Origin of the sequence: Neoalteromonas arenosi (assembly GCF_030362855.1) — a bacterium.
Taxonomy (GTDB): Bacteria; Pseudomonadota; Gammaproteobacteria; order Enterobacterales; family Alteromonadaceae; genus Alteromonas_E; species Alteromonas_E arenosi.
The window spans coordinates 13,845-38,060 of sequence record NZ_JAUCBP010000006.1; the positions used below are offsets into that span (position 1 = coordinate 13,845).

Annotated in this window: 22 protein-coding genes; 9 read left to right on the forward strand and 13 right to left on the reverse strand. The window is 45.1% G+C overall.

The genetic code is table 11. The features are described 5' to 3' along the window. Nucleotides 1-73: 73 nt before the first annotated feature. The 7 genes from QTP81_RS04285 to QTP81_RS04315 are packed head-to-tail and all read left to right on the forward strand — an operon-like array spanning nt 74 to nt 7,489. On the forward strand, nt 74-1,447 hold the full coding sequence (locus QTP81_RS04285; protein ID WP_289363957.1) for a V-type ATP synthase subunit B: 1,374 nt from the start codon (nt 74-76) through the stop codon (nt 1,445-1,447). Continuing rightward, entirely contained in the window at nt 1,425-2,066 is a 642-nt protein-coding gene (locus QTP81_RS04290; protein WP_289363960.1) for a V-type ATP synthase subunit D, read from the forward strand. Before QTP81_RS04285 ends, QTP81_RS04290 begins: the two co-directional genes overlap by 23 nt. Then, entirely contained in the window at nt 2,063-3,865 is a 1,803-nt protein-coding gene (locus QTP81_RS04295) for a V-type ATP synthase subunit I (protein ID WP_289363961.1), read from the forward strand. The genes QTP81_RS04290 and QTP81_RS04295 overlap by 4 nt, the downstream gene beginning before the upstream one ends. Continuing rightward, a complete protein-coding gene (locus QTP81_RS04300) occupies nt 3,858-4,313 on the forward strand; it encodes an ATP synthase subunit C (protein WP_289363963.1) in 456 nt (151 codons plus the stop codon). The genes QTP81_RS04295 and QTP81_RS04300 overlap by 8 nt, the downstream gene beginning before the upstream one ends. Continuing rightward, nucleotides 4,310-4,987 carry a hypothetical protein gene (locus QTP81_RS04305; RefSeq protein WP_289363965.1) on the forward strand — a complete coding sequence of 226 codons (678 nt, stop codon included), beginning with the start codon at nt 4,310-4,312 and terminating at the stop codon, nt 4,985-4,987. The genes QTP81_RS04300 and QTP81_RS04305 overlap by 4 nt, the downstream gene beginning before the upstream one ends. Continuing rightward, nucleotides 4,984-5,697, forward strand: a complete 714-nt coding sequence (locus QTP81_RS04310; protein WP_289363966.1) for a DUF2764 family protein — start codon at nt 4,984-4,986, stop codon at nt 5,695-5,697. Before QTP81_RS04305 ends, QTP81_RS04310 begins: the two co-directional genes overlap by 4 nt. Beyond that, nucleotides 5,684-7,489, forward strand: coding sequence for a V-type ATP synthase subunit A (locus QTP81_RS04315; protein WP_289363968.1), 1,806 nt, complete (start codon nt 5,684-5,686; stop codon nt 7,487-7,489). Before QTP81_RS04310 ends, QTP81_RS04315 begins: the two co-directional genes overlap by 14 nt. Before the next feature lie 4 nt (nt 7,490-7,493). On the opposite strand, the gene QTP81_RS04320 is transcribed toward QTP81_RS04315, so the two are convergent. From QTP81_RS04320 to QTP81_RS04345, 6 genes are read right to left on the reverse strand one after another with little or no spacing between them, the layout of a single operon-like run. Next, nucleotides 7,494-8,750 (reverse strand): tetratricopeptide repeat protein, encoded by a 1,257-nt coding sequence (locus tag QTP81_RS04320; protein ID WP_289363971.1) that lies wholly within the window; start codon nt 8,748-8,750, stop codon nt 7,494-7,496. After that, on the reverse strand, nt 8,747-9,415 hold the full coding sequence (locus QTP81_RS04325) for an energy transducer TonB (protein ID WP_289363973.1): 669 nt from the start codon (nt 9,413-9,415) through the stop codon (nt 8,747-8,749). The genes QTP81_RS04320 and QTP81_RS04325 overlap by 4 nt, the downstream gene beginning before the upstream one ends. Then, a complete protein-coding gene (locus QTP81_RS04330) occupies nt 9,415-9,822 on the reverse strand; it encodes an ExbD/TolR family protein (protein WP_289363975.1) in 408 nt (135 codons plus the stop codon). The genes QTP81_RS04325 and QTP81_RS04330 overlap by 1 nt, the downstream gene beginning before the upstream one ends. Then, nucleotides 9,815-10,381 carry a MotA/TolQ/ExbB proton channel family protein gene (locus QTP81_RS04335; RefSeq protein WP_289363978.1) on the reverse strand — a complete coding sequence of 189 codons (567 nt, stop codon included), beginning with the start codon at nt 10,379-10,381 and terminating at the stop codon, nt 9,815-9,817. Before QTP81_RS04335 ends, QTP81_RS04330 begins: the two co-directional genes overlap by 8 nt. 6 nt (nt 10,382-10,387) lie before the next feature. Next, nucleotides 10,388-11,788, reverse strand: a complete 1,401-nt coding sequence (locus tag QTP81_RS04340; RefSeq protein ID WP_289363980.1) for a MotA/TolQ/ExbB proton channel family protein — start codon at nt 11,786-11,788, stop codon at nt 10,388-10,390. Continuing rightward, on the reverse strand, nt 11,788-12,555 hold the full coding sequence (locus QTP81_RS04345; protein WP_289363983.1) for a DUF3450 domain-containing protein: 768 nt from the start codon (nt 12,553-12,555) through the stop codon (nt 11,788-11,790). Before QTP81_RS04345 ends, QTP81_RS04340 begins: the two co-directional genes overlap by 1 nt. 373 nt (nt 12,556-12,928) lie before the next feature. Here QTP81_RS04345 and QTP81_RS04350 point away from each other — a divergent pair, with 373 nt between their 5' ends. Continuing rightward, nucleotides 12,929-13,396 (forward strand): helix-turn-helix domain-containing protein, encoded by a 468-nt coding sequence (locus QTP81_RS04350; RefSeq protein WP_289363984.1) that lies wholly within the window; start codon nt 12,929-12,931, stop codon nt 13,394-13,396. A 120-nt stretch (nt 13,397-13,516) separates the two neighbouring features. Here the strand turns inward: QTP81_RS04350 and QTP81_RS04355 are convergent, their stop codons facing one another. Further along, the gene (locus QTP81_RS04355) at nt 13,517-14,191 is read right to left on the reverse strand and encodes a hypothetical protein (RefSeq protein ID WP_289363986.1); all 675 of its coding nucleotides are present in this window, start codon (nt 14,189-14,191) and stop codon (nt 13,517-13,519) included. Between the two features lie 313 nt (nt 14,192-14,504). Here QTP81_RS04355 and QTP81_RS04360 point away from each other — a divergent pair, with 313 nt between their 5' ends. Beyond that, complete coding sequence (locus QTP81_RS04360; RefSeq protein WP_289363988.1) at nt 14,505-16,052, forward strand: hydroxymethylglutaryl-CoA reductase; 1,548 nt, start codon at nt 14,505-14,507, stop codon at nt 16,050-16,052. Between the two features lie 69 nt (nt 16,053-16,121). Here QTP81_RS04360 and QTP81_RS04365 read toward each other — a convergent pair whose 3' ends face one another. The 6 genes from QTP81_RS04365 to dapB form a co-directional block, all read right to left on the reverse strand. Continuing rightward, nucleotides 16,122-16,352 carry a DUF2789 domain-containing protein gene (locus QTP81_RS04365; RefSeq protein WP_289363990.1) on the reverse strand — a complete coding sequence of 77 codons (231 nt, stop codon included), beginning with the start codon at nt 16,350-16,352 and terminating at the stop codon, nt 16,122-16,124. 155 nt (nt 16,353-16,507) lie between these two features. Beyond that, nucleotides 16,508-17,863, reverse strand: coding sequence for a GGDEF domain-containing protein (locus QTP81_RS04370; protein WP_289363991.1), 1,356 nt, complete (start codon nt 17,861-17,863; stop codon nt 16,508-16,510). Between the two features lie 260 nt (nt 17,864-18,123). Then, on the reverse strand, nt 18,124-18,600 hold the full coding sequence (gene greA, locus QTP81_RS04375; RefSeq protein ID WP_289363994.1) for a transcription elongation factor GreA: 477 nt from the start codon (nt 18,598-18,600) through the stop codon (nt 18,124-18,126). A gap of 95 nt (nt 18,601-18,695) precedes the next feature. Next, nucleotides 18,696-21,926 carry a carbamoyl-phosphate synthase large subunit gene (gene carB / locus QTP81_RS04380; protein WP_289363996.1) on the reverse strand — a complete coding sequence of 1,077 codons (3,231 nt, stop codon included), beginning with the start codon at nt 21,924-21,926 and terminating at the stop codon, nt 18,696-18,698. 12 nt (nt 21,927-21,938) lie between these two features. Continuing rightward, the gene (gene carA / locus QTP81_RS04385; protein WP_289363998.1) at nt 21,939-23,072 is read right to left on the reverse strand and encodes a glutamine-hydrolyzing carbamoyl-phosphate synthase small subunit; all 1,134 of its coding nucleotides are present in this window, start codon (nt 23,070-23,072) and stop codon (nt 21,939-21,941) included. A 275-nt stretch (nt 23,073-23,347) separates the two neighbouring features. Further along, nucleotides 23,348-24,145: a 4-hydroxy-tetrahydrodipicolinate reductase gene (gene dapB, locus QTP81_RS04390; RefSeq protein WP_289364000.1), complete on the reverse strand. Its 798-nt coding sequence runs from the start codon at nt 24,143-24,145 to the stop codon at nt 23,348-23,350. Nucleotides 24,146-24,216: the final 71 nt, after the last annotated feature.

Consider the following 24,216-nt stretch of genomic DNA (forward strand, 5'->3'; position numbering starts at 1 on the left):
TTTTTCGGTATTGCAACGGTCTGCAAAGCTTAGAATAGTAAGGTACTAGTTAACGAAATTGGAGTTGGACGACTTGCAACAGCTCGCACGCTTTTCTCATATCCGAGAGATTATTGGCGACATCTTAAGAGTCACTGTGCCTAATAGTGACGATGACCGCATCGTTATCAGGCTCGGCGATCTGGCAGTTGTTCGCACACGCCAAGACGAATCATTACCCGCACAAATCATCAATATCGATCGCAATACAGTTTCTCTGCAAGTGTTTGCCGGTACCAAAGGCATTTCCAGCGATGCCACAGTAACGTTTTTGGGCCACCCAATCCAAGTCACTTATTCGGACAATATCTTAGGGCGTGTTTTTGATGGCCTTGGTAGACCCTTAGACAATGGTCCGGATTTGAGTTTGGACCCCAAAATTTCAATAACAGGGCCGTCGGTCAACCCGTGTCAGCGAATTGTACCCAAAAAGATGATAAGAACCGATGTGCCGATGATTGACGTGTTCAATAGTTTGGTTGAAAGCCAAAAAATTCCGATTTTTTCCATTCCCGGAGAACCCTACAACCCGTTTTTAGCCAGAATCGGTATACAAGCCGATGCGGATGTTGTGGTTTTTGGCGGATTAGGGTTGATTTTCGATGACTATTATCGCTTTCGAAAAAGCTTTGAAGACGCAGGCGTGTTTGCTCGGACTGTCATGTTCATCAATCAAGCTTCAGATCCCATTGTAGAACGCTTACTCGTTGCTGATATGGCGCTCTCAGTCGCCGAGCGTTTTGCAATCGATGAAAATAAACGAGTACTTGTTTTATTGACTGACATGACTGCATATGCCGATGCAATGAAAGAAGTCGGTATCGCAATGGACAGAGTCCCCTCTAATCGCGGATATATGGGCGACTTGTATTCGCAACTAGCCAGACGCTATGAAAAAGCGTGTGACTACGCCAAAGGGGGCTCAGTCACAATATTATCGGTTACCACGATGCCCGGCGATGATGTGACTCATCCAGTACCAGACAACACAGGATATATCACAGAAGGACAATTTTATTTACACCAAGGCGTGATTGATCCCTTTGGCTCCCTGTCGCGCTTAAAGCAAAACGTTATTGGCAAAGAGACTCGCGATGATCATGGTCAGTTGATGAATACCATGATCCGCTTTTACTCAGATGCCCAAGACGCCTCAAAAAAGCAAGCAATGGCCTTCGACTTGTCTGAATTTGATCATCAACTTATTCGATTTGGCGATCTGTTTCGTCAGCGTTTTATGGACATCAATGTCAGCATGCCACTAGAGCAAGCGTTAGATCTCTGCTGGCAAACCTTAGCTGAGTGCTTTGAGGCCGATCAGTTGCTTATGAAGCAAGCCCTCATAGATAAATACTTTGTGCAATATAAGCAACCGGAAGATAGTAATGGCGCGGTTACAGCTGAATAAATCTTCATTAGCAAAGCACACGCGCGCTTTAAAGTCATATAAGCGCTTTTTGCCGTCGTTGGATCTCAAACGTCAACAATTACTCGCCGAGAGAGCGCACGCATATCGGATACTGGATGAGCTTAAAAGCGAAGAAGAAGCACTCTACCATTTTGTCAAGACTCAGTTACCCATGCTTTCAAACTCTGACATTGATATATCCAACTTGATCGCTATCGAAGATATAACAGTGGCAGAGGAAAATGTGGTTGGGATTAAGTTACCCTCACTCAAGCATATTGCTTTTTCAGCTCCAAGCTATAGCTTTCTAGCGAAACCGCACTGGGTTGACAATTATTGCCTGCAGTTAAAGAAGACTGTCACCGCGACGATAAAAATTGCGCTGCAAAAGCAACGCATTAATCGTCTTGAAGAAGCGGTTGCAACCATCACGCAAAGGGTGAACCTCTTTGAACAAGTCTTGATCCCACAGGCTGAGCACAACATCAAACGCATCCGTATTTTTCTATCTGACGAGCAAATGGTTGCGGTGGTCAGAGCCAAAATAGCGAAAAAGAAAGTGCTAGACCAAACCTCTTCTCTATCGAATCCAATTGATTCAGCGGAGGGCATGCTTTGAGTATCATCGCACTCAAAAAAGTCACCATGATTGTGCCTGTGAAAGAAAAGTCAGCGTTCTTGTCGTCGCTGCAAGCACTGGGCGAGTGCCACATTATTAGTCTTAAAGAATCCAATCAGTTACCGATAAACAAACGCAGCGATATACGCGCTGAGTCTGCTTATGAAGCTCTGAATTTTTTAAACGCGGTGAAATACAAACGACATCAGCTTACCCGCAGTGAAGATTTCGATGTACAGGCAATAACCGCACAGGCTCTTACAATTAAAAATTCATTGCGCGACAAGTCAGACAAACTCGACTTTCTCAATGAGCGCATCGAACAAATGCGTCCATGGGGAGATATCACCTTCCCCCCCACACAAACATTACGTGGTAATTACCTGTGGTTTTACCGGCTGCCTCTTAAGCATATGGACAAATTGACTGGTATCAATTTGCCGTGGCAAATTGTTTCACAATCCACGCAGTATGCTTATCTTGTAATTATTGCACCTCAGGAACCACCACCGGACTTACTTCCCGTTGCACGCATTCACATGGGCGCGTTACCGATGCAAGAACTTTGCAATGAACGTGAACAAACTGTGTCTGAAATTGAAGAATTAGAAGCGCAACGACAGAAACTTACACGCTATCTACTGTTAATTCGGTTACACCTTGCCGAAGCTGATGATCAGGCACTGTTAGACTATGTGTCGGCACAATCTCTTGATAGTCAACATTGGTTTTTATTACAGGCGTGGGTACCTAGACACTGCACTGATGAGCTAACAAAAATATGTCAACGCTATGACTCTGCGCTAGTTGTAGAGGAACCAGCGTTCAATGAGCTGCCACCAACATTACTAGAGCAACCTCCGGCACTGGCAACCGGAACCGATATGAGTCTGTTCTACCAAACACCTGCTTACCATAGCTGGGATCCGAGTAAGCTATTACTCGCATCATTCTGTTTGTTTTTTGCCATGATACTCGCTGATGCTGGCTATGGACTGGTTCTCTTAGTAATCATGTTGGGTAGCAAAAAATGGATTAGACGAAAAACCAAAGGAAGCGCGTACCTTTTACTCGGCATCGCACTCAGTTTCACGACCTGTATCTACGGCGTTTTGGTCGGTAGTTACTTTGGTATCAGTCCCGCACCGTCACATTGGCTTGCCCACTTCCACATTCTGCATATAAAAGATTTCGACAGCATGATGCAATTGTCGATATATATTGGTGCATTGCACATAGTAATAGCCAATGCGATGCACGCATATCACCTACCCCATGCAACGCAAAAACTAGTGCCTTGTGGCTGGATATTGATCATCTGCGCGGGTTTGTTGTTATGGCAAGCCCAGTCATCAGAGCTGCTAGTTTTCGTAGCAATTGCCCTACTTGTGGCTGGTACCTTGTTGATTCTAACGTTCTCGAGTATGCGTCAGACAGATTCTTTTAAGGCACATATAATGCGTTTTATGGATGGTGCCATTCAATTATCCGGGTTAATGAGTTTATTTGGTGACATTCTCAGCTACATGCGCCTATTCGCACTCGGTTTAGCCAGTGCATCGCTAGCCGTTACCTTTAATCAATTAGCGTCAGACGTCTATTCGAGTAGTTCAGGTTTGGGCTTATTGGGCGCTATTTTAATTTTAGTTCTTGGTCATGTGCTTAATCTGCTTCTCTCACTTATTAGTGGCTTGGTACATGGCTTACGCTTGAATTTTATCGAGTTTTATAAATGGGGACTTCCCGTTGAAGGACAACCGTTCAAGCGTTTTAAACGCAAGGGGATAGATAATGAATGAATTTGTTGTAGCGCTGGGTTGGTTCGGTATATATGCCCCCATGGCAATGGGCGCTGTAGCGAGCAGTATCGGCTGCGGAATTGCCGGTCAAGCAGGGATTGGAGCTATGTTGGAAACTGAAAGTAGCTACGGTCGCTACATTGGAATTTCAGCATTCCCATCCACCTTTGTCATATACGGCATCGTTATAATGTTTACTCTCAATCGAACAGTTACTATTGATAATGCAGGCGGCCTTTTTGGCGTTGGCACGCTGGCTGGTATAGCGATGCTTTACAGTGGAATTTGGCAGGGTAAAGCATGCGCAGCTGCAATAAATGCGGCCAAGGAAAAACCCGAAATATTTGGCCTATCACTAGCGCCCGCCGCTATTATCGAAGGCTTCGCAGTATTCGCATTCGTTTTTGCTCTAGTGATCAGCGGTAACATAAGCGGAGCAGCAGTATGAGTGAACCGCAACAGATCTCACAAGGCGTCGACCAACTCATAGAGCGATTAAAGAATGAAGGGGTCGCTGCCGGCGAACAAAAAGCAAACGCGATAATTGCTGACGCAGAACAGCAGGCCAAACAAATTATTGCCAAAGCCAAGCAGGAGTCACAACAACGGATTAATAAGGCGCGAGAACAGGCACGCGAGTTCCAGTCAGCCGCCGAGTCCGCCTTAAAAATTGCGGTTCGTGACATGATGCTTGGCTTAAAGTCCGATTTAACTCGAGAGTTGAGTGAAGACTTGCAACGCCTTGTTAGCGAGGCCATGCTGAAAACTGAAGTATTGGAACAGCTCATTGTTGAGGCCGCCGCTAGTTCAATTAAAACGGCGAAAGCGGCAAAAAATATTGAAGTTATTCTGCCTGAAAAAATTATCGGTTTATCGGAACTGCGCAACGACCCCAGTGCGTTAAAAACAGGTCCAATTTCTGAACTCGTGTTTGGATTGACCCAAAATAGATTGCGTGAAGGTGTATCTTTTGTTGTGTCCGAGGATCTGAACGCCGGCATACAAATACGTTTAGTCGATAAGGATGTCACACTCGATTTAAGTGATTCCGCTGTTAGTGAACTTTTACTCGCCCATATACAACCTAGGTTTAGAGCAATGATCGAAGGAGTCATTCGATGATCGCGACTGGTAGCGATAAATACGTAATGTTAATTACTAGTCTACCAAGGCCGGATGACTTATTTGTGGCACAGCGTACGCCACTCTCGCGTATTAAACTTGAACGCAGACTCAATGTATTATCAGTTGAAGAAAAGCGCATTTTGCAAAGTGTTGAGCGCGCTCTGGATTGGCGCTTTCTCGACGCAAATTTAAGCGAACAAGTACTTTCAGATCGCGATCGCGAGGCCTACACGCGCGTAGCGAATCGCACCTTGAGAACTGTCATTCGCAATCGACTAGAGCTGCGAACACTGCTCGCCGCGTTGCGAATGCGCAAACAACAAATGCCTAAACCATTAGATGACCAATGGGGATTTGGACGCTGGCAATCACATATCAGGCGCCACTGGAATGAAAAAGATTTTGCCTTGTCTCAGACCTTTCCTTGGTTACCTACTGCGCAAAAATACTTAGACAATGACGACCCTCTTGCACTAGAGAAGTTGATCCTGACAGAAGCGATGAAACAGCTAAAAAGGTTAAGTTACCCGCACATGTATGACTTTGAGGCAGTAGTCATTTACGTATTAAAGTGGAACTTGCTTGAACGTTCATTAAAAATGAACAGTTATGCAGCGAACAAGCGTTTCCAACAACTAATTCAGGATTGTGTAAACAGTTATACCGAAATCGACGATATATTAGGGAACGTAAATGCAGCAAACTAACGCGACTCCCCCATCAGCAAAAGTAGTGTCTGTGCAGGATGATTTAGTCGAAATTCAATTAGATGCAAACAGTACGCAGCGTCTAATGAAAAACGAAGTGATTTATATCTGCCCGAAAACTGAAAATGAGCAGCCTGTTTGGTTAAAAGCGGAAGTACTGAGAGTTCGCCACAATTGTGCTGATGCACAAGTTTATGAGAGTACACATGGGGTTGCTGTGGGTGATCCTGTCGTGCAAACCGGTCAAATGTTGTCGGTAACACTGGGACCGGGCTTGCTTGGCCAGGTTTTCGACGGTTTGCAAACACCTCTTCCAGAGCTCGCTTCCCAATTCGGCACATTCTTGCCTAGAGGAGTGCAACTTTCAGCTTTGAATCAGCGCAAGAAATGGGCATTCACGCCCACAGCAAAAGCCGGTTCAACGATGCGTGCAGGAGACGCAATAGGCACCATTCAAGAGGGGAAAATACTGCACAAAATCATGTTGCCTTTTCATTGGCGCGGTAGCTTTAAGCTTGAATGGATACAGGAAGGAGCTTTTACTGTTACTGACGTTGTAGCGCGAGTATCAGACCCTAATAACCGTACTCATGATGTCACGCTTTCGCAATCTTGGCCGGTTCGCAAACCTCTCAATCAAGCACTTGTTAAAGGCAATAGCACGCAACGCCTCTACCCTACGGATCCCTTACTAACCGGTCAACGATTGATAGATACATTTTTCCCTATTGCTCGGGGTGGGACAGCTTGTATACCTGGTCCATTTGGAGCGGGCAAAACGGTACTACAAAATCTAATCTCTCGTTACGCAGACGTTGATGTAGTTATTATTGTTGCTTGTGGTGAACGAGCGGGTGAAGTTGTCGAGACAATCACTGAGTTTCCACAATTACCCGATCCTCAGGGCAATGGCAGCCTGATGGATAGAACCATTATTATTTGCAATACATCTTCAATGCCTGTAGCCGCTCGCGAGGCCTCTATTTACACTGGTATTACGGTGGGTGAGTATTATCAGCAAATGGGGTTAGACGTTCTAATTATTGCTGACTCCACATCTCGCTGGGCTCAGGCTATGCGCGAAACGTCTGGTCGGTTAGAAGAAATCCCAGGCGAAGAAGGATTTCCTGCCTATTTGGAGTCGTCCATCAAAAGTGTGTATGAACGTGCCGGCAGCTTTAAAACCAATGATGGAACACATGGCAGTCTTACGCTTATTGGCACAGTTTCCCCAGCCGGTGGTAACTTCGATGAACCAGTAACACAAGCAACTCTAGCAACAGTTAAATGTTTCTTAGGTCTATCTTCAGAACGCGCTTACAAACGTTTTTACCCCGCAGTCGATCCATTGAACTCATGGTCTCGCTACCGGGAGCAATTGGATGAATGGTTTGATGAGCATCAGCAATCCGGTTGGAGTGATTCTGTAGAACACGTGATTGCATTGATCAAAAATGGCCAAGCAGTGCTCGAGATGATGCAAGTTACGGGAGAGGACGGAGTTACGCTTGAAGACTTTGTTCAGTATTTAAAAGGTTTATTTGTCGATATGGTTTACTTGCAGCAAGATGCATTCGACCCAGTTGATGCCGCATGTTCGTTAGACCGGCAAAAGCAATTATTTAATCTCATACTGGAATACGTGGATTGCGATTATTCATTCGCCGACAAACAAGAAGCCCGTCAGTATTTCACAGCGCTAACCGGAAAATTCAAGAATTTGAACTACACCAAAGAGTCAACGCCCACCTACCGGCAGTTGCTTGACGCTTTACAAACAAGAAAAGGCTAACTTGTCAGTTCACTGCTTGCATTGCGATAACCTTCTCTTGTTCTGTAGCGATGTAAGAGACCCAGCGCTCAGCTAAATCTCGGCTATCTGGATACTCTGCGGCACGCTCACATGCAGTAATGGCTGCGGTATACGCGTTCATATTAAAATTAGCCATACCGATCAATAAATATGACTCACCGACGTACTTGGGTGTCAAGCCTCTTTCAATCGCCAATTTTGCAGTTTCCGCAGCTTTTCGCCACTGGTTTGAATCGTACAACAAATACGCCAGTCGCAAAGTCAACTCTCCGTCGTCAGCAAGATTTGCTGCCTTAGCCAATGTCGCCATGGATAATTCATCTTCTGCCGCCAAACGCCACGCTTGTGACAACATTTCATAGTTTCGCTGGCTGCCCTTAATTGTAGAGTCATCAATTGCTGCTTCGAGCAAATGCGCGGCTTTAATTGGCACTTTCTCAGACATATATAAACTGGCTAAATTGATCAGTTGAGATGAGTCGGTCAGCTTGCCAGCTTCATACAGTGATTCCATCAATACCGTCTGTTTGTCGAGACGGTCGACCTGGCCAAAAATAGACGCTAGATACAAAATATACGTGGACTTGGGATAGTGTTTTATCAGCGTTTCAAGTGTTGTGATCATATTGTCCATTTGCTTTAGCTCAAAATAGGTCGCGTTTTGCAATAACAACACATTTTCTTTAGGTACCTTGCCCGCCAACCGATTAATCTCGCGTGCGGCTTGAATGGCTTCTAATGCCGCCTGCCAGTCTGATAACTTATAATTTGCTTGGGCTAGCAGCGTCCAATCATCGGCGGAGGGCGTTTCAGAAATAGCGATGAGTTGCTGCCCCAGTTCTCGTGCAGAGCTATAGTCCTCAAGTACAAGGTTAAGTTGCATTAATGTCCTCGTGACACGTTGATGCAAAAAGTCTGGAATATCCCCGGCATAATCCAGTACTCGACTGAATGCTGGCATAGAAGCGGCTTCACCATCCTGTTTATATAGAATTGTGCCTTTTAAATAGTATAACTGTGCTTTCTCATACTTAGTTAGACGGCTCCAACTAAGTGTTTCTTCAAGTTCTAGCAATGCTTCTTGAGTTTCTTCATTGTCAACGAGTAGATTTATCTGCTCAACCGCTCTAAACACATTTAGGCTCATTGCATAGGTTTTTTTGCGTTTAGCCTCAGCTGTTGTAGCCAGACACACAAGCAGTATCAATAATACACTTTGCACTTTCATTGCTAGACTCATTGCTCGTCTCTTTGGTCTAAATAGTAATTGAATAAATTGCGTACGTTAGGCACTTCAATCGGCTCTCCATCAATAATACGCGGCTTGTATTTGAATTTTTTTGCCGCTTCAACTGAGGACCTAACAAAATAGCGATGGCACTGACCGGGCACCGACTCTACGTCTTTTGTCGAACCGGTTACAGTTACAGTAAATTGCACCAAACACGTGCCTTCAAGACCTTCCATTGAGGCTTTGATAGGATAGGCTGGCGCGACTTTTACTATGGGTAAATACTCGCCATCCCCTTGACCGACGCCAATACCACCAACATCGACATTCATTCCGGTGTCTACCGTCGGCACGGCAACCTCTAGCGCACCATCGCCCAAATCCTGCTGTTCCGATTGCGGGCTTGGTGGTGCAGGAGGTGCCTGCTGTTGTTCTGGCTTGGTCGGTTTGCGTCTATTGTGAGCAGACGACTCCTCTCGCTTGACTCGAACGAAATCTAACATATTCGCCCGTACACTTTGATCGAGCTCTTTGTGACTGGCCTCAATCAACACGTGCATAAACAGTGTCAATCCACCGGCGATTGCTATCCCAAACATGAGCAATAGCACGAATCGAAGACTGTAGGTGCGATCAGATATCTGTTCTAGTTGGTCAATAAAAACGGACTTCATCAGTTTCTATCCGCCGCCAGCGCGATATCGTAGACGCCCGCTTTACGCGACGCATCCATAACCTGAACCAACACTTCATTCCGAGACATTCGATCAGCCTGAATCACCACAATACCTTTGGGATTTTCGGCATGTAGCCGTTCAATGTTTGGTCGTAGTGCACGCACGTCAACTTCACGGCGATTTATCCAAACTTTATTATTTGCGTCAATGGCAATCAGGATATTGGCTTTTTCTTGTACAACTGATGTCGATGCCTGTGGTGCATCGACCTCGATACCCGACAACTTTACGAACGTGGCCGTTACGATAAAAAAGATCAGCATGATAAATACGACATCAAGCATTGGAGTGATATCAACACTGGCTTCCTGATCTTGAGCTTGAGCCGATATGAATCTACGCATGTTTCACCACCTTTTTGAGCCGCACATGGCGCTCTTCCATTCTAAAACTGTCAAAAAATGATAATTTCACAACTTCAGCTTTTTTGATTAAATAGTTGGATACCATTAGGCCCGATATCGCTACAACCATACCCGCCATTGTAGAAATCGTTGCTTTTGAAACCCCTCCCGCTGTGGTTCTGGCACTGTTGTTACCGGTGATGGCCAATGCATCAAAGATCTCCAGCATTCCCATAACGGTGCCAAGCAACCCTAACAAAGGACAGATTTTTACTAGCGTCCGGATCAGTTGAAGATTGCGTTGCATATCGCGAGATAAGCGACTGATTAACAGCTGCCGCAATTGGCCGGCATGCCAACTACGATGCTCTGGCAGGTCCCGCCACATCGATTTGGCGATTTGCTGTTTATTCGGTAATACCACGGTAAAAAACGCAAGCCGCTCAATGATCAGCGCCCACATAAATGCTGCGATGATAATTATTAACAGTAAAATATCGCCGCCAAGCTCGAGCATATCTCCAAGCCATGGAAACAAATTATCAAGAAATACGGGCATCCTGGCCTACCCCTCTGACTTTTCCGCTTGCACAGCAACCAAAGCGACTGACTCTTGCTCAATGATTTGTGACAACTTAGTAGCCTTATCGTTTACTAAGTTATGCAGCAGTAATGCTGGTATTGCTACGGTTAAGCCCAAGACAGTGGTTACTAATGCTTGTGAAATCCCACCCGCCATTAGTTTAGGATCACCGGCACCAAACAGTGTGATCGCTTGGAACGTAATTATCATGCCTGTCACGGTACCTAACAAACCCAGTAGCGGAGCAATTGCGGCACTTATTTTTAGAAAAGACAGTCCTCGTGTTATTTTGGGTATCTCGCGCAAAACAGCTTCACCCAATTTTAGCTCCAATGACTCAAGGCCTTCGTCGCGATTCTTTAAATAAACCTTAATAATCCGACCGAGCGCATTGTTTCCGGGATTGTCCAGTTGCGTGAGTTGCGAACGAATCCGCGCATCTTCAATCATCAGTACTACATAACGAATTAGCGCTAAAACAATGACGACTGCGCCTAGACTAAGAATGATGTAGCCAATCACCCCACCTTGTTGGACGCGCTCGCGCAAGTCAGGAGCAGCGCCCATTAACGCAATCAACTGGCCCCTTACAGGATCTATGGTCATGGCTACTAATTCGCCTGATTTATCAGCAATAGCTTCAGCGCCACTCATATAACGATTCGATGGCTGACGCGCGAACTCAACCAGTCGGCCAGTTTCCATTATTCGTTGAACGTATTTGCCATTTGCGACCAGGTTAAATGTTCCAACCCGTATAACATCTTCAATCGTTTCTTCACCATCAGCATTTAAGACAGTTTGTTGTGACATGACGATCTTGCCTGATTCAGTCATTTCTCGCTGTAACTCAAACCACAACGCTTCTATTTCTTCGACCGTGGGTAATTCAGTGGACGATCCCATTTTGGTCGAAAAAGCATTTAAATCAGCAGTGCGTTGTGGATAGTGTATTTGCACTAGTGAGTTTTCAAACTGTGCCTGTGTATCATTGGCGACGAGTTGCAGAACACCAAAGAGCTCTTTTAAAGCACCTAAGCGCTCACTGAGACGCTCCTGCAACAAGGTGATCTGTTGGTCATTATCTTCAAACATCTGCTCGCGAGTTGCGCTAAGGGCCTCAGCAACTTCTCGTTGACGTTGAATATCTGCAAGCATGGCTGCCTGTTTGTCTTTGGCTTGACGAAACTCTGCAATCCGTTGTTGATTAAATATCGTATCTGTACGATTGCCCTCTTTGACCTGCTCCAATAACTGGTCAAGGGACACTACTTTTCGCGAGACTTGCTGTTCATCAGTAACTTCGGCCTCTGTATCCTGTGCGCAAACCAACATAGAACAACATAAAGAGACTAAAAAAACTATCCAGATCGATTGTTTCATTAGCGCACCTCCAACGTTGAATAAAGCGGAATCGTGATCAATTCAGGCGAAATTTCTTCACGGGCAATTTTCAGACCTTTTGTCACATGACGTAAAAATTGACGTTCGGTAAGCGCAAGCCATTGCTTGGCAACGGGATCCCACATCCCTACTTTTTCGCCAGCCAAGTCGCGATACAACAGAGCGATGCGTCCAATTCGCAGAAAATCGACGGCAAATTGTTGCTCTTCAAGTTGCACTCGTCCTTTGTAGGATTCGATTGTGTAACCATATTCATTTTCTATTTGATAGGCCTCAAACACGCGCCGACACTTCTCTGATGTCGAGAACTCGGATTTTTCTAACAGAATACGCAAGCCGTGAATTCGTTCTTCGCGCTCTTGTGTTAGGAAAGGAAAGTCTAAACGCACAAAGTTTTCTAAGGCATCGACCATGCGCACCAATAAGGGCATGATTTGGCGCTCTATCTGAGTGGCATTGCTGATGGAGAAGTCCAATTTGTCGATCTCTGTCTGCTGATCGTTGAGTTGACGCTGGAGCATTGCGTTATACATATTCAACCCATCAACAATTTTGAGTTGTTCTATGTATTGTTTTTCCAATACTCTTGCCGCTTCGTTCTCTTTATCGACTTCTGCTTGAGCCTCACGATTCTGTTCAAGGCGTTGTAAACCCTGTTCAACCAGTGCTTCAGTTTGTTCTTGAGAATATGCATGAGTTGCATAAGTCAAACATAAACCCAAAATCAGTAATCCACTGCGCCTCATATCGTCACCTTTGCTGTTGTGTTCATGTTTTATTCTTCACACAACCTCAGGAAAAAAACGAGTAAAGAACAGCGATAACTTGTTCTAGATCATATTTCTCGATTCAGTCGAATCAATGACAAAGTCGATAGACGTGACCGCCCACCTTCCCAGTGAGCTCTCATATAAATAGATACCACGATTACTGCCTAATCATTATTTATCTCAACATCAGACACTATAGAGGTGTTGCCAGAGCCACACGTAATCTGACATAAAAATTCGCTTATCCAGGGTTCAACCTTTACTTTTGAACAAGTGTCGGGTAAATGTCGGCGTGGTTTCGTAACCGACATTGTTACTATCCTGTAAAACATCTGAACTAAGGTTGATTATGCAAACATTTACTTTGAAACCCTTGCGAATTAGTCGTCATTTATCGCAAGAGCAGTTAGCTCAAATGTCAGGCTTAAATGTGAGGACTATTCAAAGGATCGAAAGCGGCCACAATGCAAGTGTCGAATCGATCAAATGTATTGCCGCAGCCTTAGACGTTGAAATTGAAACTCTCATTCAGGACAAGGTTATGATTGATAAAAATTCACAAAACTGGCGCACGTTGCCATTATTTTTAAAAATTTGGTTTATATTTAACTTCTTGCAAATGCGGCCTACCAGAGACTCAGCCAAACGCATAGAAATTATTGCTCACCTATTTGGCTTCCTATTTTGTAGCGCAGGTTTTTACAGCGAGCCAGCGCTAGCTGGAGGCATAATTCTTTTAGGTAGTGCGTACTTTTTTCACTTTCTTAAGTGGCAAGGCGATAAGTACGGAATTTGGTATGAACGCTCAACCGACTAGCCCACAATGCATTCTTGAGCAGCTCTAGCGTTTTGTTTGGAGTGAAGGCTGGTAGTAGATGCAATGCAAATAAAAATGCCAGACTCAAAGTCTGGCACACTTACTAAACATGATAGAAGTCTAGTGCATCTTGCGGCGGCGCTGCCTGCTCCACATTAGCAAAATAGATAATGCTAAGAGAGGAGCGATTGCTGGCTCAGACACATTTGCAGCACTATAATCCACCAAGAAACCATTCCCGGCTCTCATTAAATTACCAACGCCATCAATTGCTGCGTTAGCGCCGCTACCTGGATAATTTGCCGCCGAAATAGAAAAACTCAAAGCATTGCCAATATTGACGTTATCTGCCCCGACCGACCATGTGAAACTCCACAATTCCCAACCACCAAGGGCAGGCGTAACTGAAGTCGCTTGAATAGCGTCAGCTACAGACATACCAGCAAAAAACAAATTAAATGACTGAAACGCGAAAGGTACGTTATTGTAATTACCCGCAGCGAAGTAAATAGTGTACAGACCCTGTTGCAGAGTGTGGGCCCCCTGTGAAACATCTGAGTTTCTGACACCATTATTGTTCGAATGAGTGATCCAATTCCCTTCTTTAATTTCACCGAAAAATGGTTCGGCAGACCCCGGATAGCTATACCAACCACCATCAGATATCCAACCGTTAAGACCTGAGCCGGGGCCCTCAGCTTCAACCGCTAGGTCGACAATTAATCCTGCTGATGCAAGTGAAGGCACTGCTAATAAAACACTGATTGCGATAAATCGCTTAATACTTCTTATCATACGTTACTTCTTAAACTTCTCTGATTGTTAGTGAAAAATGCTCTCCAACAGTTTATGCAAAATTGACACCACGGCCACACACCATTGATTTATATCGAATTAATAAGAGTCGAATACGAAAAGTATCGTTTATGTAAAAAAAATGGACACTATATGCCAATCACGCGCAACGGGATTATGAAAAGTATTAATGGCACATACTTTAAAAATTATTGACCAATAGTTTGATTTACCACAACTGTTCAACCTGTGAATAAGGCAATACTCTCAGTATTCAAAGAAGAAATAATTTCCCCAAAATGATAGGAGCCGTATGTTTATTCCCAGTTCAATATTGCGCAAGCTGTATACCAAAGGATCTCTCCGAAAAATCAATAATCGGGTATTTTTCGAATTTAAAAACAGACTTAAAGTCGCAAGCTTAGAGAAAGTGCTAAACATCAATTTCAATGGGCAAAGTTTAGCGCTGGGTGAAATTTCAATTAAACACAAGCTCGAAGAATTGTTGGTTGAATTTAATGCGAATAAACAAGCAACCACGCTCCCTTTAGGAGGCTCAATAGTATTCTCCATACCTATGGATCTTGTGTCTTTCGAGGAACAGAACAAAATTCAAGTAACGCTGCAATTGGCCCCCTTCGGTGAAGTGAGTATCGATTTTTCTGATGTCTTACGTGACCAGCACGATCACATTTCGGGTATTCCGCGTGATGGTTATAACAATTTGAGTGAAAGTATTATTCAACGTCGTCAGGAATTTGTTCGCGAGCAATGTCAAACTCAAGCGCCAGTGCTGTTTGGTTATCGCGGTGATACCGCGCCGTTTGAGGGTAATATTGAAAACTTTATAGGCACGGCTCAGGTCCCAGTAGGTTTGGCAGGCCCTCTGCTTGTTAAAGGTGCCCACGCAGATGGTGAGTTCTATGTACCACTAGCGACAACTGAAGGAACCCTGGTTGCAAGCTATAGTCGCGGAATGAAGCTAATCAATGGCTGTGGTGGTGTAAAGGTGACAGTGATGGATTCTGCTATGCAGCGTGCTCCCGTGTTCGTATTCAACGATGCAGCAGAAGCGAAGACATTCTTGGAATGGCTTATGGCGCCAGAGCAACAAGCGATGATTAAAAACCACGCAGAAAACACTGATCCCTTTGTTAAGTTCAAACATATCGACCCCTATACTGCAAACAAATTTGTCTTTGTTCGTTTTAATTTTGCAACTGGTGATGCCGCAGGACAAAACATGGTCGGTCAAGCCACTTACGCTGCGTGCAACTGGATCATTTCTGCCTACCCCAAAATAGAAAATTTTTATCTAGAGTCAAATATGGCAACCGATAAAAAGGCTTCACAAATTAATACGATGCATACACGTGGTAAGCGTGTCACAGCAGAAGTAACGCTCAAGAAATCAGTGTTGCAGGAAGTCATGCACGTTGACCCAGAGCAAATCGATTACCACGCCCGTGTGGCATCTATTGGTTCGTTTTTAGCGGGCGTCAACAATAATGGCTTACATGCCGCGAACGGAATTGCTGCGTTGTTTATCGCTACTGGTCAGGACGCAGCAAATGTTGCCGAATCTTCGACCGGAATTCTTTATTCCGAGATCACCCCTGACGGAGATTTGTACCTATCCCTAACCCTGCCATCCTTGATCGTTGCTACCTATGGCGGTGGCACGGGCTTGCCCACACAACAAGAGTGCTTGAAAATGATGGGCTGCACTGGCGAAAATAGTGCAATGAAATTCGCTGAAATAGTGGCTGGCACAGCGTTAGCCGGAGAGATTTCTCTGGCCTCTGCTATTTCGTCGTTAGACTGGGTATCGTCTCACGAACAATACGGGCGAAATCGGTAATCGCCTTTCTTCATTAATACTGATGAAGGTGGACTGGATTATCCACTGAATCGTTTGGCAGCAAACGATTCAGTGCAATCTTGCATTGAGCTCATCAATTACTTCAGCCCAGGCGGCATCTTCAATAATCGACTCTTTTAAAAAGGCTACTTGAGCGGCGTTCCAGTATGGGGCTCGATGCAAGTAAGTGGTTTCGTTTAAGCCTTTGTGCTTTTCGATAAAGGCATCAATCGCTGCTTCGGAATTGTCTAAGCCTAGTTGGGTAAACAAGTCGGCCATTGTGGGCTGATGAGTAAACATGGAACGCCTCGATTTTGGATAATAACTCTTATTTCAACGTACGTAGGGCCAATAAGATCAAAGTGGTAACCGGTGTTCTATATTGAAATCAAGATTGAGCATCTATACTCTGCCACCGCAACTTTACTTCAGCAAAATCTGCTCTTGCTCGTCAGTTACAACTCAACTTTGTTCTTTCCACCGCGTTTAGCTGCGTATAATTTTTCATCTGCAATATCGATTGTACGCTGATAGTCTGGGTGACCATCGTGAATGGCCACTCCAATGCTAGTTGTAACGGAAATTTGTCGACTAGCACCGTCGACAAATGCATGGCTGGCGATAGTTTCTCTTATATGCTCTGCTCTGTTGCGCACTTGCAATTCACTAATATTGGTTAGCACAATTAAAATCTCTTCGCCGCCATAGCGGATATTAAAATCAGTCGCACGAGTACATTGCTGTATCAGTGCGGCGACATCTCGAAGTACCATGTCACCAGCAGAGTGTCCGTATGAATCATTTATGCCTTTAAAATTGTCCAAATCAATGAGTAATACCGCGAACTTTTGCGCTTGCTTTATGCTTATCTCTACCTCTCGCTTCAAAATACCATCAAGATATCTGCGACTTAATAAGTTTGTCAGCGGGTCTTTACTTTGATTTTCACGGGTATTCTTTTCAATGATTTGAGATAGCAGCCATGAAATTTCATTTACTGTTGAGTTAAACACACGCAGGAAATCTATGAAATCGGCGTCATCACATCCAGAAGTTAACATTTTATAGTTTTGACAAATAGTGTTTAACTCAACCAATAAATTTTGAATTTTGCTAAACTCATCACAGTCGGAAAAATAAAATACCGCTTTGTGATTAAACCAAAGACCGAAATTAGTTTGGCTGATATTAGATATTTCGATATACGAATCTTTGCTTCCGGATAAAATATGAGAAAGGATGTCTCGAGACCAGACGAGTAAATCACTTCTAACTCTTTCACATTCAACATTTAAATCGGCTGACGCCATTTTAAGACGAAGTAACTGTGAGTTTCTTTCATTAGAGATTGTGACCTCCAAATAACTCTCGTTAATTGTCGACAACGCCGTATCTAACAAATTATTGATGTATATGATTGCACCGGGAACTTTTTCCTGCTCTTTTGTATGCTCTAGAAAAACGCGAAAACAAAAATCCTTAACTACCTGCATGCCATAGTCGACCAGTCGCATGGGTATACCTATTCGAGCATGTATCTGACCAATTTTTTTATGTCCCTGCTCTAACTTTTCACTGTCAAAGTCTGTAACGACACAAAACAGCGTAGCGGCCCACCGGGCAAAGGAAACCGACAAGTTCCGCTCCACCAGCGCATGCTTGAGATAAACTTCAGATTCTTTAGATTCTAGCATCGCATCATAAAACTCTGATGCAATGTCTTCCGAAAAACGGTGCATTACAGACGAAACAAGATCGATTGTTTCTGGTTTAGTGTTGCTGAAGAGCTGTTGAAAAGACCGACGAGCCATGGATACCTCACTCGGTAAGAACTTGATTGCGTCATTCACGCTAGCAAAAAGTAGAGCCTCTAACAAGCACTGTGTCAAACAATCGATTCACAGGCGCTGAATCTTCGCATGCATCTCACTCTTTCACGCTTGCTACAAGCGTCAGAACAAATTGACTTCTAATGCGGTTAATCTCATCTGAGTGGTTAGCTAACGTGAGAGAAACAAGAGATGTTTAATCTATAATTTAACATTGCGGCCCGACAAGAGCCGCAATTTGGTTAGATATATTCCACTTCGATGATTTCGAATTCAACTGTCCCAGCGGGTGTTTGGATGTTAACTACGTCATCGATCATCTTACCAATCAAACCACGCGCAATCGGTGAGTTGACAGAGATACGATTCGCTTTGATATCGGCTTCATCATCCCCCACTATCCGGTAAGTCGTCTCTTCGTCGTTTTGTACGTTTAAAATTGTAACGGTCGTACCAAAAATAACCTTGCCAGTATTTTGCATTTTGGTGACATCAATAATTTGTGCGTTTGACAGCTTACCTTCAATATCCTGAATACGTCCTTCACAAAAACTCTGCTGCTCGCGCGCCGCGTGATATTCGGCATTTTCTTTTAAGTCGCCGTGTTCGCGTGCCTCAGCAATCGCTTCAATGATTTGTGGGCGACGGACAGATTTTAAGTGGTGCAGTTCTTCGCGAAGCTTTTCTGCGCCTTCAGCTGTCATAGGGTATTGACTCATAACGTCTCTCTCTAGTAATCAACACAAAAAAGTGCGCTTAAAAAAGCGCACTTTGAATAGTCAGATAGGATAGCGTCAATTGACGCTGTTGTCACTTAGTCAGCGCGATGTTTTACGCGTTCGTGTAACTCTTGTACAGAGGCAACCTTAGAGCGGTCATCAAAGTCCTTGGCTCGTATAGTCGCAAAACCTGCATTTAATGTTGTGGTATACGTCGTTTTGCTGGCCAGCGCCTCGCGACGAATGTACACAGAGTCATTAATAGCCTGACGCCCTTCTGTCGTATTAATAACATAGGTATAGGTTTTATTCTTAATCGCATCAACAATGTTCGGACGACCTTCTGATAGTTTGTTGACCACAGTAGACATAATACCCGCGTCATAAAGCGTCGTCGCTGTACCGCGAGTTGCCTCAATCTCGAAGCCTTTAGCCTTTAACTCACGCGCTAACTCGATAACTTTTTGCTTATCGTGCTCGCGCACTGAAATCAATGCTTTACCTTCTTGCGGTACCGGCGAGCCGGCTCCCAAGTTGGCCTTCGCGTAGGCTTCTTCAAACGTATCACCAACGCCCATAACTTCACCGGTAGAGCGCATTTCTGGGCCGAGCAGCGGGTCTACACCGCGGAACTTAGCAAACGGTAATACCACCTCTTTTACTGAGAAGAATGGCGGGATGACCTCTTCGGTAAAGCCCTGCTCCACCAATGATTGCCCAGCCATGGCACGAGCCGCAATTTTCGCCAAAGCCACACCAGTAGCTTTCGATACAAACGGTACCGTACGTGCGGCGCGCGGGTTTACTTCAATGAGGTATACTTCACCGTCTTTAACGGCGAATTGGGTATTCATTAAACCTACAACGTTTAGCTCCAGTGCCATCGCTTTAACTTGCTCACGCATAACGTCTTGGATGTCCTTCGGCAACGAGTACGGCGGTAGTGAGCACGCTGAATCACCCGAGTGAACCCCGGCTTGCTCAATGTGCTCCATAATGCCGCCAATCACGACCGTTTGACCGTCTGACACCGCATCGATATCGACTTCAATCGCATCATCTAAGAAGCGATCAAGCAATACTGGTGAGTCGTTTGATACTTTAACGGCTTCATTTAAGTAGCGTTTCAAGTCTTTCATGTCGTACACGATTTCCATCGCGCGTCCACCCAATACGTAGGACGGGCGAACAACCAATGGGAAACCAATATCTTCTGCGCGTGCAAGCGCCTCTTCCATATTGCTCACGGTAGCATTTGCAGGTTGCTTTAAGCCCAGCTTGTTGACCATTTGCTGGAAGCGTTCACGGTCTTCTGCACGATCTATAGCATCGGGGCTGGTACCAATGATCGGTACACCGTTCTCTTCAAGTGCACGTGCCAGTTTCAGTGGTGTTTGACCGCCATATTGGACGATAACCCCTTTAGGCTGCTCAACACGCACTATTTCAAGTACATCTTCAAGCGTTACCGGTTCAAAGTACAAGCGGTCAGACGTGTCGTAGTCGGTTGAAACCGTTTCTGGGTTACAGTTAACCATAATGGTCTCATAACCATCATCGCGCATAGAGAGTGCAGCATGAACACAGCAATAGTCAAATTCGATCCCTTGACCGATACGGTTAGGTCCGCCACCGAGCACCATGATCTTATCGCGATCCGTGGCTTGCGCTTCGCACTCCTCGTCATACGTCGAATACATGTATGCCGTGCTAGTTGAGAACTCCGCCGCACAGGTATCTACACGCTTATAAACGGGCAGAACCTCAAACTTCACACGAATATCGCGGATATCGCTTTCAGCGACATTGGTCAGTTCAGCGAGGCGCGAATCAGAGAAACCTTTACGCTTTAGCTTACGCATAAGATCCGCGTCAATTTCAGCAATACCTAAACGCGCAACCAACGCCTCTAGTTGGATTAACTCTTCTAATTGGACGAGATACCAACGGTCGATGTTGGTTAATTCGAACACTTCGTCGATGGTCATACCCATTCTAAAGGCATCACCAATGTACCAAATTCGCTCAGCACCGGGCTCGCGTAGCTCATAAATCAACTTAGTGCGAGCATCTGGATCTTCAAGGTCAAGAATTGGCGATAAGCCGTTTGCACCAACCTCTAAACCGCGTAAAGCTTTTTGCAATGACTCTTGCTGGTTACGGCCGATCGCCATTACCTCACCCACAGACTTCATCTGCGTGGTCAAACGGTCATTCGCACCGGCAAATTTTTCAAAATTAAAACGTGGAATTTTAGTAACCACGTAATCGATTGCTGGCTCAAATGACGCTGGCGTGGCACCACCAGTAATATCATTAGCAAGTTCATCGAGAGTGAAACCAACCGCCAATTTCGCAGCGACTTTAGCAATCGGGAACCCCGTAGCTTTTGACGCCAAGGCCGATGAACGCGAAACCCGCGGGTTCATCTCAATGATCACCATACGCCCCGTATCAGGGCATATGCCGAACTGTACGTTTGAACCACCGGTTTCAACACCGATCTCACGCAGGACGGCCATCGCCGCATTACGCATAATTTGGAATTCTTTGTCTGTCAGCGTCTGTGCAGGTGCTACGGTAATTGAATCACCGGTATGCACGCCCATTGGGTCGAAGTTTTCAATCGTACAAACAATGATGCAGTTGTCGTTTTTATCCCGGACAACTTCCATCTCGTACTCTTTCCAACCGATCAATGATTCATCGATTAGCAGCTCGCTAGTTGGCGATAAATCTAGGCCGCGTGCACAAATCTCATTGAACTCATCAATGTTGTAGGCGATACCGCCACCGGTGCCGCCCATAGTAAACGACGGGCGAATAATACACGGGAAACCAATCCGGCTGAGCACATCATGAGCTTGCTCCATGCTGTGCGCAATTTCCGCTCGCGGGCATTCCAAGCCAATGGATTTCATCGCTTTGTCGAATTGCTCGCGGTCTTCGGCTTTATCTATGGCTTCTGCCGATGCACCAATAAGTTCAATACCAAACTCTTCTAATACACCGTGTTTGTTCAAATCAAGCGCACAGTTCAATGCGGTTTGCCCACCCATGGTTGGCAGCACAGCGTCTGGACGCTCTTTTTCAATGATCTTGCGGACAACTTCCCAATGGATTGGCTCGATGTAAGTGGCATCAGCCATATCTGGATCAGTCATAATAGTTGCAGGGTTAGAGTTAACCAGAATGACTCGGTAACCCTCTTCGCGCAGCGCTTTACACGCTTGAGCGCCAGAATAGTCAAACTCACAGGCTTGGCCGATTACGATAGGGCCTGCGCCTAAAATCAGAATACTTTTTATGTCAGTACGTTTTGGCATGCTTTCAAGGTCCTAGCGTTGGTGATTAGTCATAAGTTCAATGAAGTGATCAAACAGTGGTGCCGCATCTTGCGGTCCTGGGCTTGCTTCAGGGTGCCCTTGGAAACTAAACGCCGGTTTACTGGTGTGTTCGATCCCCTGTAATGATCCGTCAAACAATGACACATGAGTCACTTTCAATGTCTCTGGTAAAGATGTTTCATCAACTGCAAAACCGTGGTTTTGGCTGGTTATCATCACCACATTGCGATTTAAGTCTTTAACAGGATGGTTGGCACCGTGGTGACCGAACTTCATTTTCACGGTCTTCGCGCCGCTTGCCAATGCCAGCAGCTGGTGCCCTAAGCAGATACCAAATATCGGCAAAGATTTATCTAAGAATGTTTTGATTGCTGTAATTGCGTAGTCACACGGTTCAGGGTCACCGGGGCCATTACTTAGAAATATACCATCAGGGTTTAGCGCAAGTGCTTCTTCAGCACTCGTTGTCGCGGGCACCAAAGTTACTTTACAACCGCGTTCGACCAACATGCGCAGAATATTGTGCTTCGCTCCGAAATCATACGCGACCACATGAAATGGTTGCTCAGACGGCGCGGCTTGGTAACCATCTTCCAAGCGCCAAGTGTTGCCTTGCCACTCTGTGACACTATCGGTTGTAACAACTTTGGCTAAGTCCATCCCCTTTAAACCAGGGAAAGCTTTAGCCGCATCTAGGGCTTTGTCTTCACTTAAATCATCGCCGGCAATAATACAACCGTTCTGGGCGCCTTTATCACGGAGAATGCGCGTTAGACGACGAGTATCGATATCTGCGATTGCAACGATGTTTTTTGCTTTGAGATAATCGGATAGGGATAAGGTGTTACGGAAATTACTGGCTAACAGCGGTAAATCGCGAATAACCAAACCTTTGGCTCTAATTTCGTCTGATTCGACGTCTTCTTCGTTGGTTCCGGTATTACCGATATGGGGATAGGTTAAAGTAATGATTTGTTCAGCATATGAGGGATCAGTCAGTATTTCTTGATATCCCGTCATCGACGTATTAAAAACGACTTCACCAACAGTGGTTCCGTCAGCTCCAATGGCAGTGCCTTTGAAAACAGAACCGTCTTCAAGCACTAACAGGGCAGAATTAGCCAAGTCAACCTCCAAGCATAAGTTAACTCATGTACTCAAACTGGCATTTAAGTACAGGACAATAACAAGTAGGATTCCCCACTCATTTGCGGTCTTTGCAGCTAATAAGCATCCATTTTCAGGCCTCGAATTGCACGAAACGAAGAGTCAGGACGCGGATTTTTGGCAAATTCCGCTGAGTATATAGCAAGGTTGAATTTAGGTCTACGTTAAATCAGATAATTTATAAAAATACGCCGCTCATCTATAAAATTGAATGTAAGCGCCATTAATTACAATTATTTCAATCCTAAAACATCTTCCATGTCATACAAGCCTGCGGGTTTATTCAATAACCACTTAGCCGCCCGCAGCGCTCCAAGAGCAAATGTTTGTCGACTGCTCGCTTTGTGTGTAATTTCAACTCGCTCGCCAATGTCTGCAAACAAAGCTGTGTGATCACCAATAATGTCGCCACCGCGAATAGTCGAAAAGCCAATCGTGCGCTGGTTGCGCTCGCCCGTGTCGCCCTCGCGACCATAAATCGCGTGGTCTTGCAGTTTAATATCGAGCTGATCGGCAATTGCCTCACCGATCGCCATCGCAGTACCTGAGGGCGCATCTCGCTTAAACCGATGGTGAGCTTCTATAATTTCAATATCCGCTGTGTCACCGAGTGTTTGCGCAGCCATGCGACATAACTTAGTCATTAACGTTACGCCGACGCTGTAATTGGCGGCAAAAACGATGGGAATATGATTGGCTGCGGCACCAATAGCGCTGAGCTGTTCATCACTCAGACCAGTGGTTCCGATTACCACCGGGCGCTGCATTTTTACACAAATATCCAAATGCGCTTGTAGTGCAACTGGCAAGGTAAAATCAATTACAACGTCGGCATTATCTGATATACCGAACACTGTAAAATCTGGCACTTGAGCAGCAGAGACATTCACCAATTGCCTCACCGACTGGCCAACAAGACTTGATGATTCGCGCACACAGGCCAGCGTCACGGTCAGCTCATTATCGCTTTGGGCCGCTTCTAACAATGCTCTACCCATTCGACCGTTGGCACCTAAAATTGCAAGATTCATAGTATTCCTCTAATTTTTCTTTATTGTGCCTGAAAAGAATACTTTTCAAAGTATTTGTTTGGTTTAGTATG

Excerpts from the sequence above, each read along its gene's own strand:
- dapB (WP_289364000.1), bottom strand. The coding sequence starts at position 24,145 with ATGAATCTTGCAATTTTAGGTGCCAACGGTCGAATGGGTAGAGCATTG.
- QTP81_RS04330 (WP_289363975.1), bottom strand. The coding sequence starts at position 9,822 with ATGCGTAGATTCATATCGGCTCAAGCTCAAGATCAGGAAGCCAGTGTT.
- QTP81_RS04310 (WP_289363966.1), top strand. The coding sequence starts at position 4,984 with ATGATCGCGACTGGTAGCGATAAATACGTAATGTTAATTACTAGTCTA.
- QTP81_RS04355 (WP_289363986.1), bottom strand. The coding sequence starts at position 14,191 with ATGATAAGAAGTATTAAGCGATTTATCGCAATCAGTGTTTTATTAGCA.
- QTP81_RS04335 (WP_289363978.1), bottom strand. The coding sequence starts at position 10,381 with ATGCCCGTATTTCTTGATAATTTGTTTCCATGGCTTGGAGATATGCTC.
- QTP81_RS04345 (WP_289363983.1), bottom strand. The coding sequence starts at position 12,555 with ATGAGGCGCAGTGGATTACTGATTTTGGGTTTATGTTTGACTTATGCA.
- QTP81_RS04325 (WP_289363973.1), bottom strand. The coding sequence starts at position 9,415 with ATGAAGTCCGTTTTTATTGACCAACTAGAACAGATATCTGATCGCACC.
- QTP81_RS04305 (WP_289363965.1), top strand. The coding sequence starts at position 4,310 with ATGAGTGAACCGCAACAGATCTCACAAGGCGTCGACCAACTCATAGAG.
- QTP81_RS04315 (WP_289363968.1), top strand. The coding sequence starts at position 5,684 with ATGCAGCAAACTAACGCGACTCCCCCATCAGCAAAAGTAGTGTCTGTG.
- QTP81_RS04360 (WP_289363988.1), top strand. The coding sequence starts at position 14,505 with ATGTTTATTCCCAGTTCAATATTGCGCAAGCTGTATACCAAAGGATCT.
- QTP81_RS04340 (WP_289363980.1), bottom strand. The coding sequence starts at position 11,788 with ATGAAACAATCGATCTGGATAGTTTTTTTAGTCTCTTTATGTTGTTCT.
- QTP81_RS04300 (WP_289363963.1), top strand. The coding sequence starts at position 3,858 with ATGAATGAATTTGTTGTAGCGCTGGGTTGGTTCGGTATATATGCCCCC.
- QTP81_RS04320 (WP_289363971.1), bottom strand. The coding sequence starts at position 8,750 with ATGAGTCTAGCAATGAAAGTGCAAAGTGTATTATTGATACTGCTTGTG.
- carB (WP_289363996.1), bottom strand. The coding sequence starts at position 21,926 with ATGCCAAAACGTACTGACATAAAAAGTATTCTGATTTTAGGCGCAGGC.
- greA (WP_289363994.1), bottom strand. The coding sequence starts at position 18,600 with ATGAGTCAATACCCTATGACAGCTGAAGGCGCAGAAAAGCTTCGCGAA.
- QTP81_RS04370 (WP_289363991.1), bottom strand. The coding sequence starts at position 17,863 with ATGGCTCGTCGGTCTTTTCAACAGCTCTTCAGCAACACTAAACCAGAA.
- QTP81_RS04365 (WP_289363990.1), bottom strand. The coding sequence starts at position 16,352 with ATGTTTACTCATCAGCCCACAATGGCCGACTTGTTTACCCAACTAGGC.
- QTP81_RS04290 (WP_289363960.1), top strand. The coding sequence starts at position 1,425 with ATGGCGCGGTTACAGCTGAATAAATCTTCATTAGCAAAGCACACGCGC.
- QTP81_RS04350 (WP_289363984.1), top strand. The coding sequence starts at position 12,929 with ATGCAAACATTTACTTTGAAACCCTTGCGAATTAGTCGTCATTTATCG.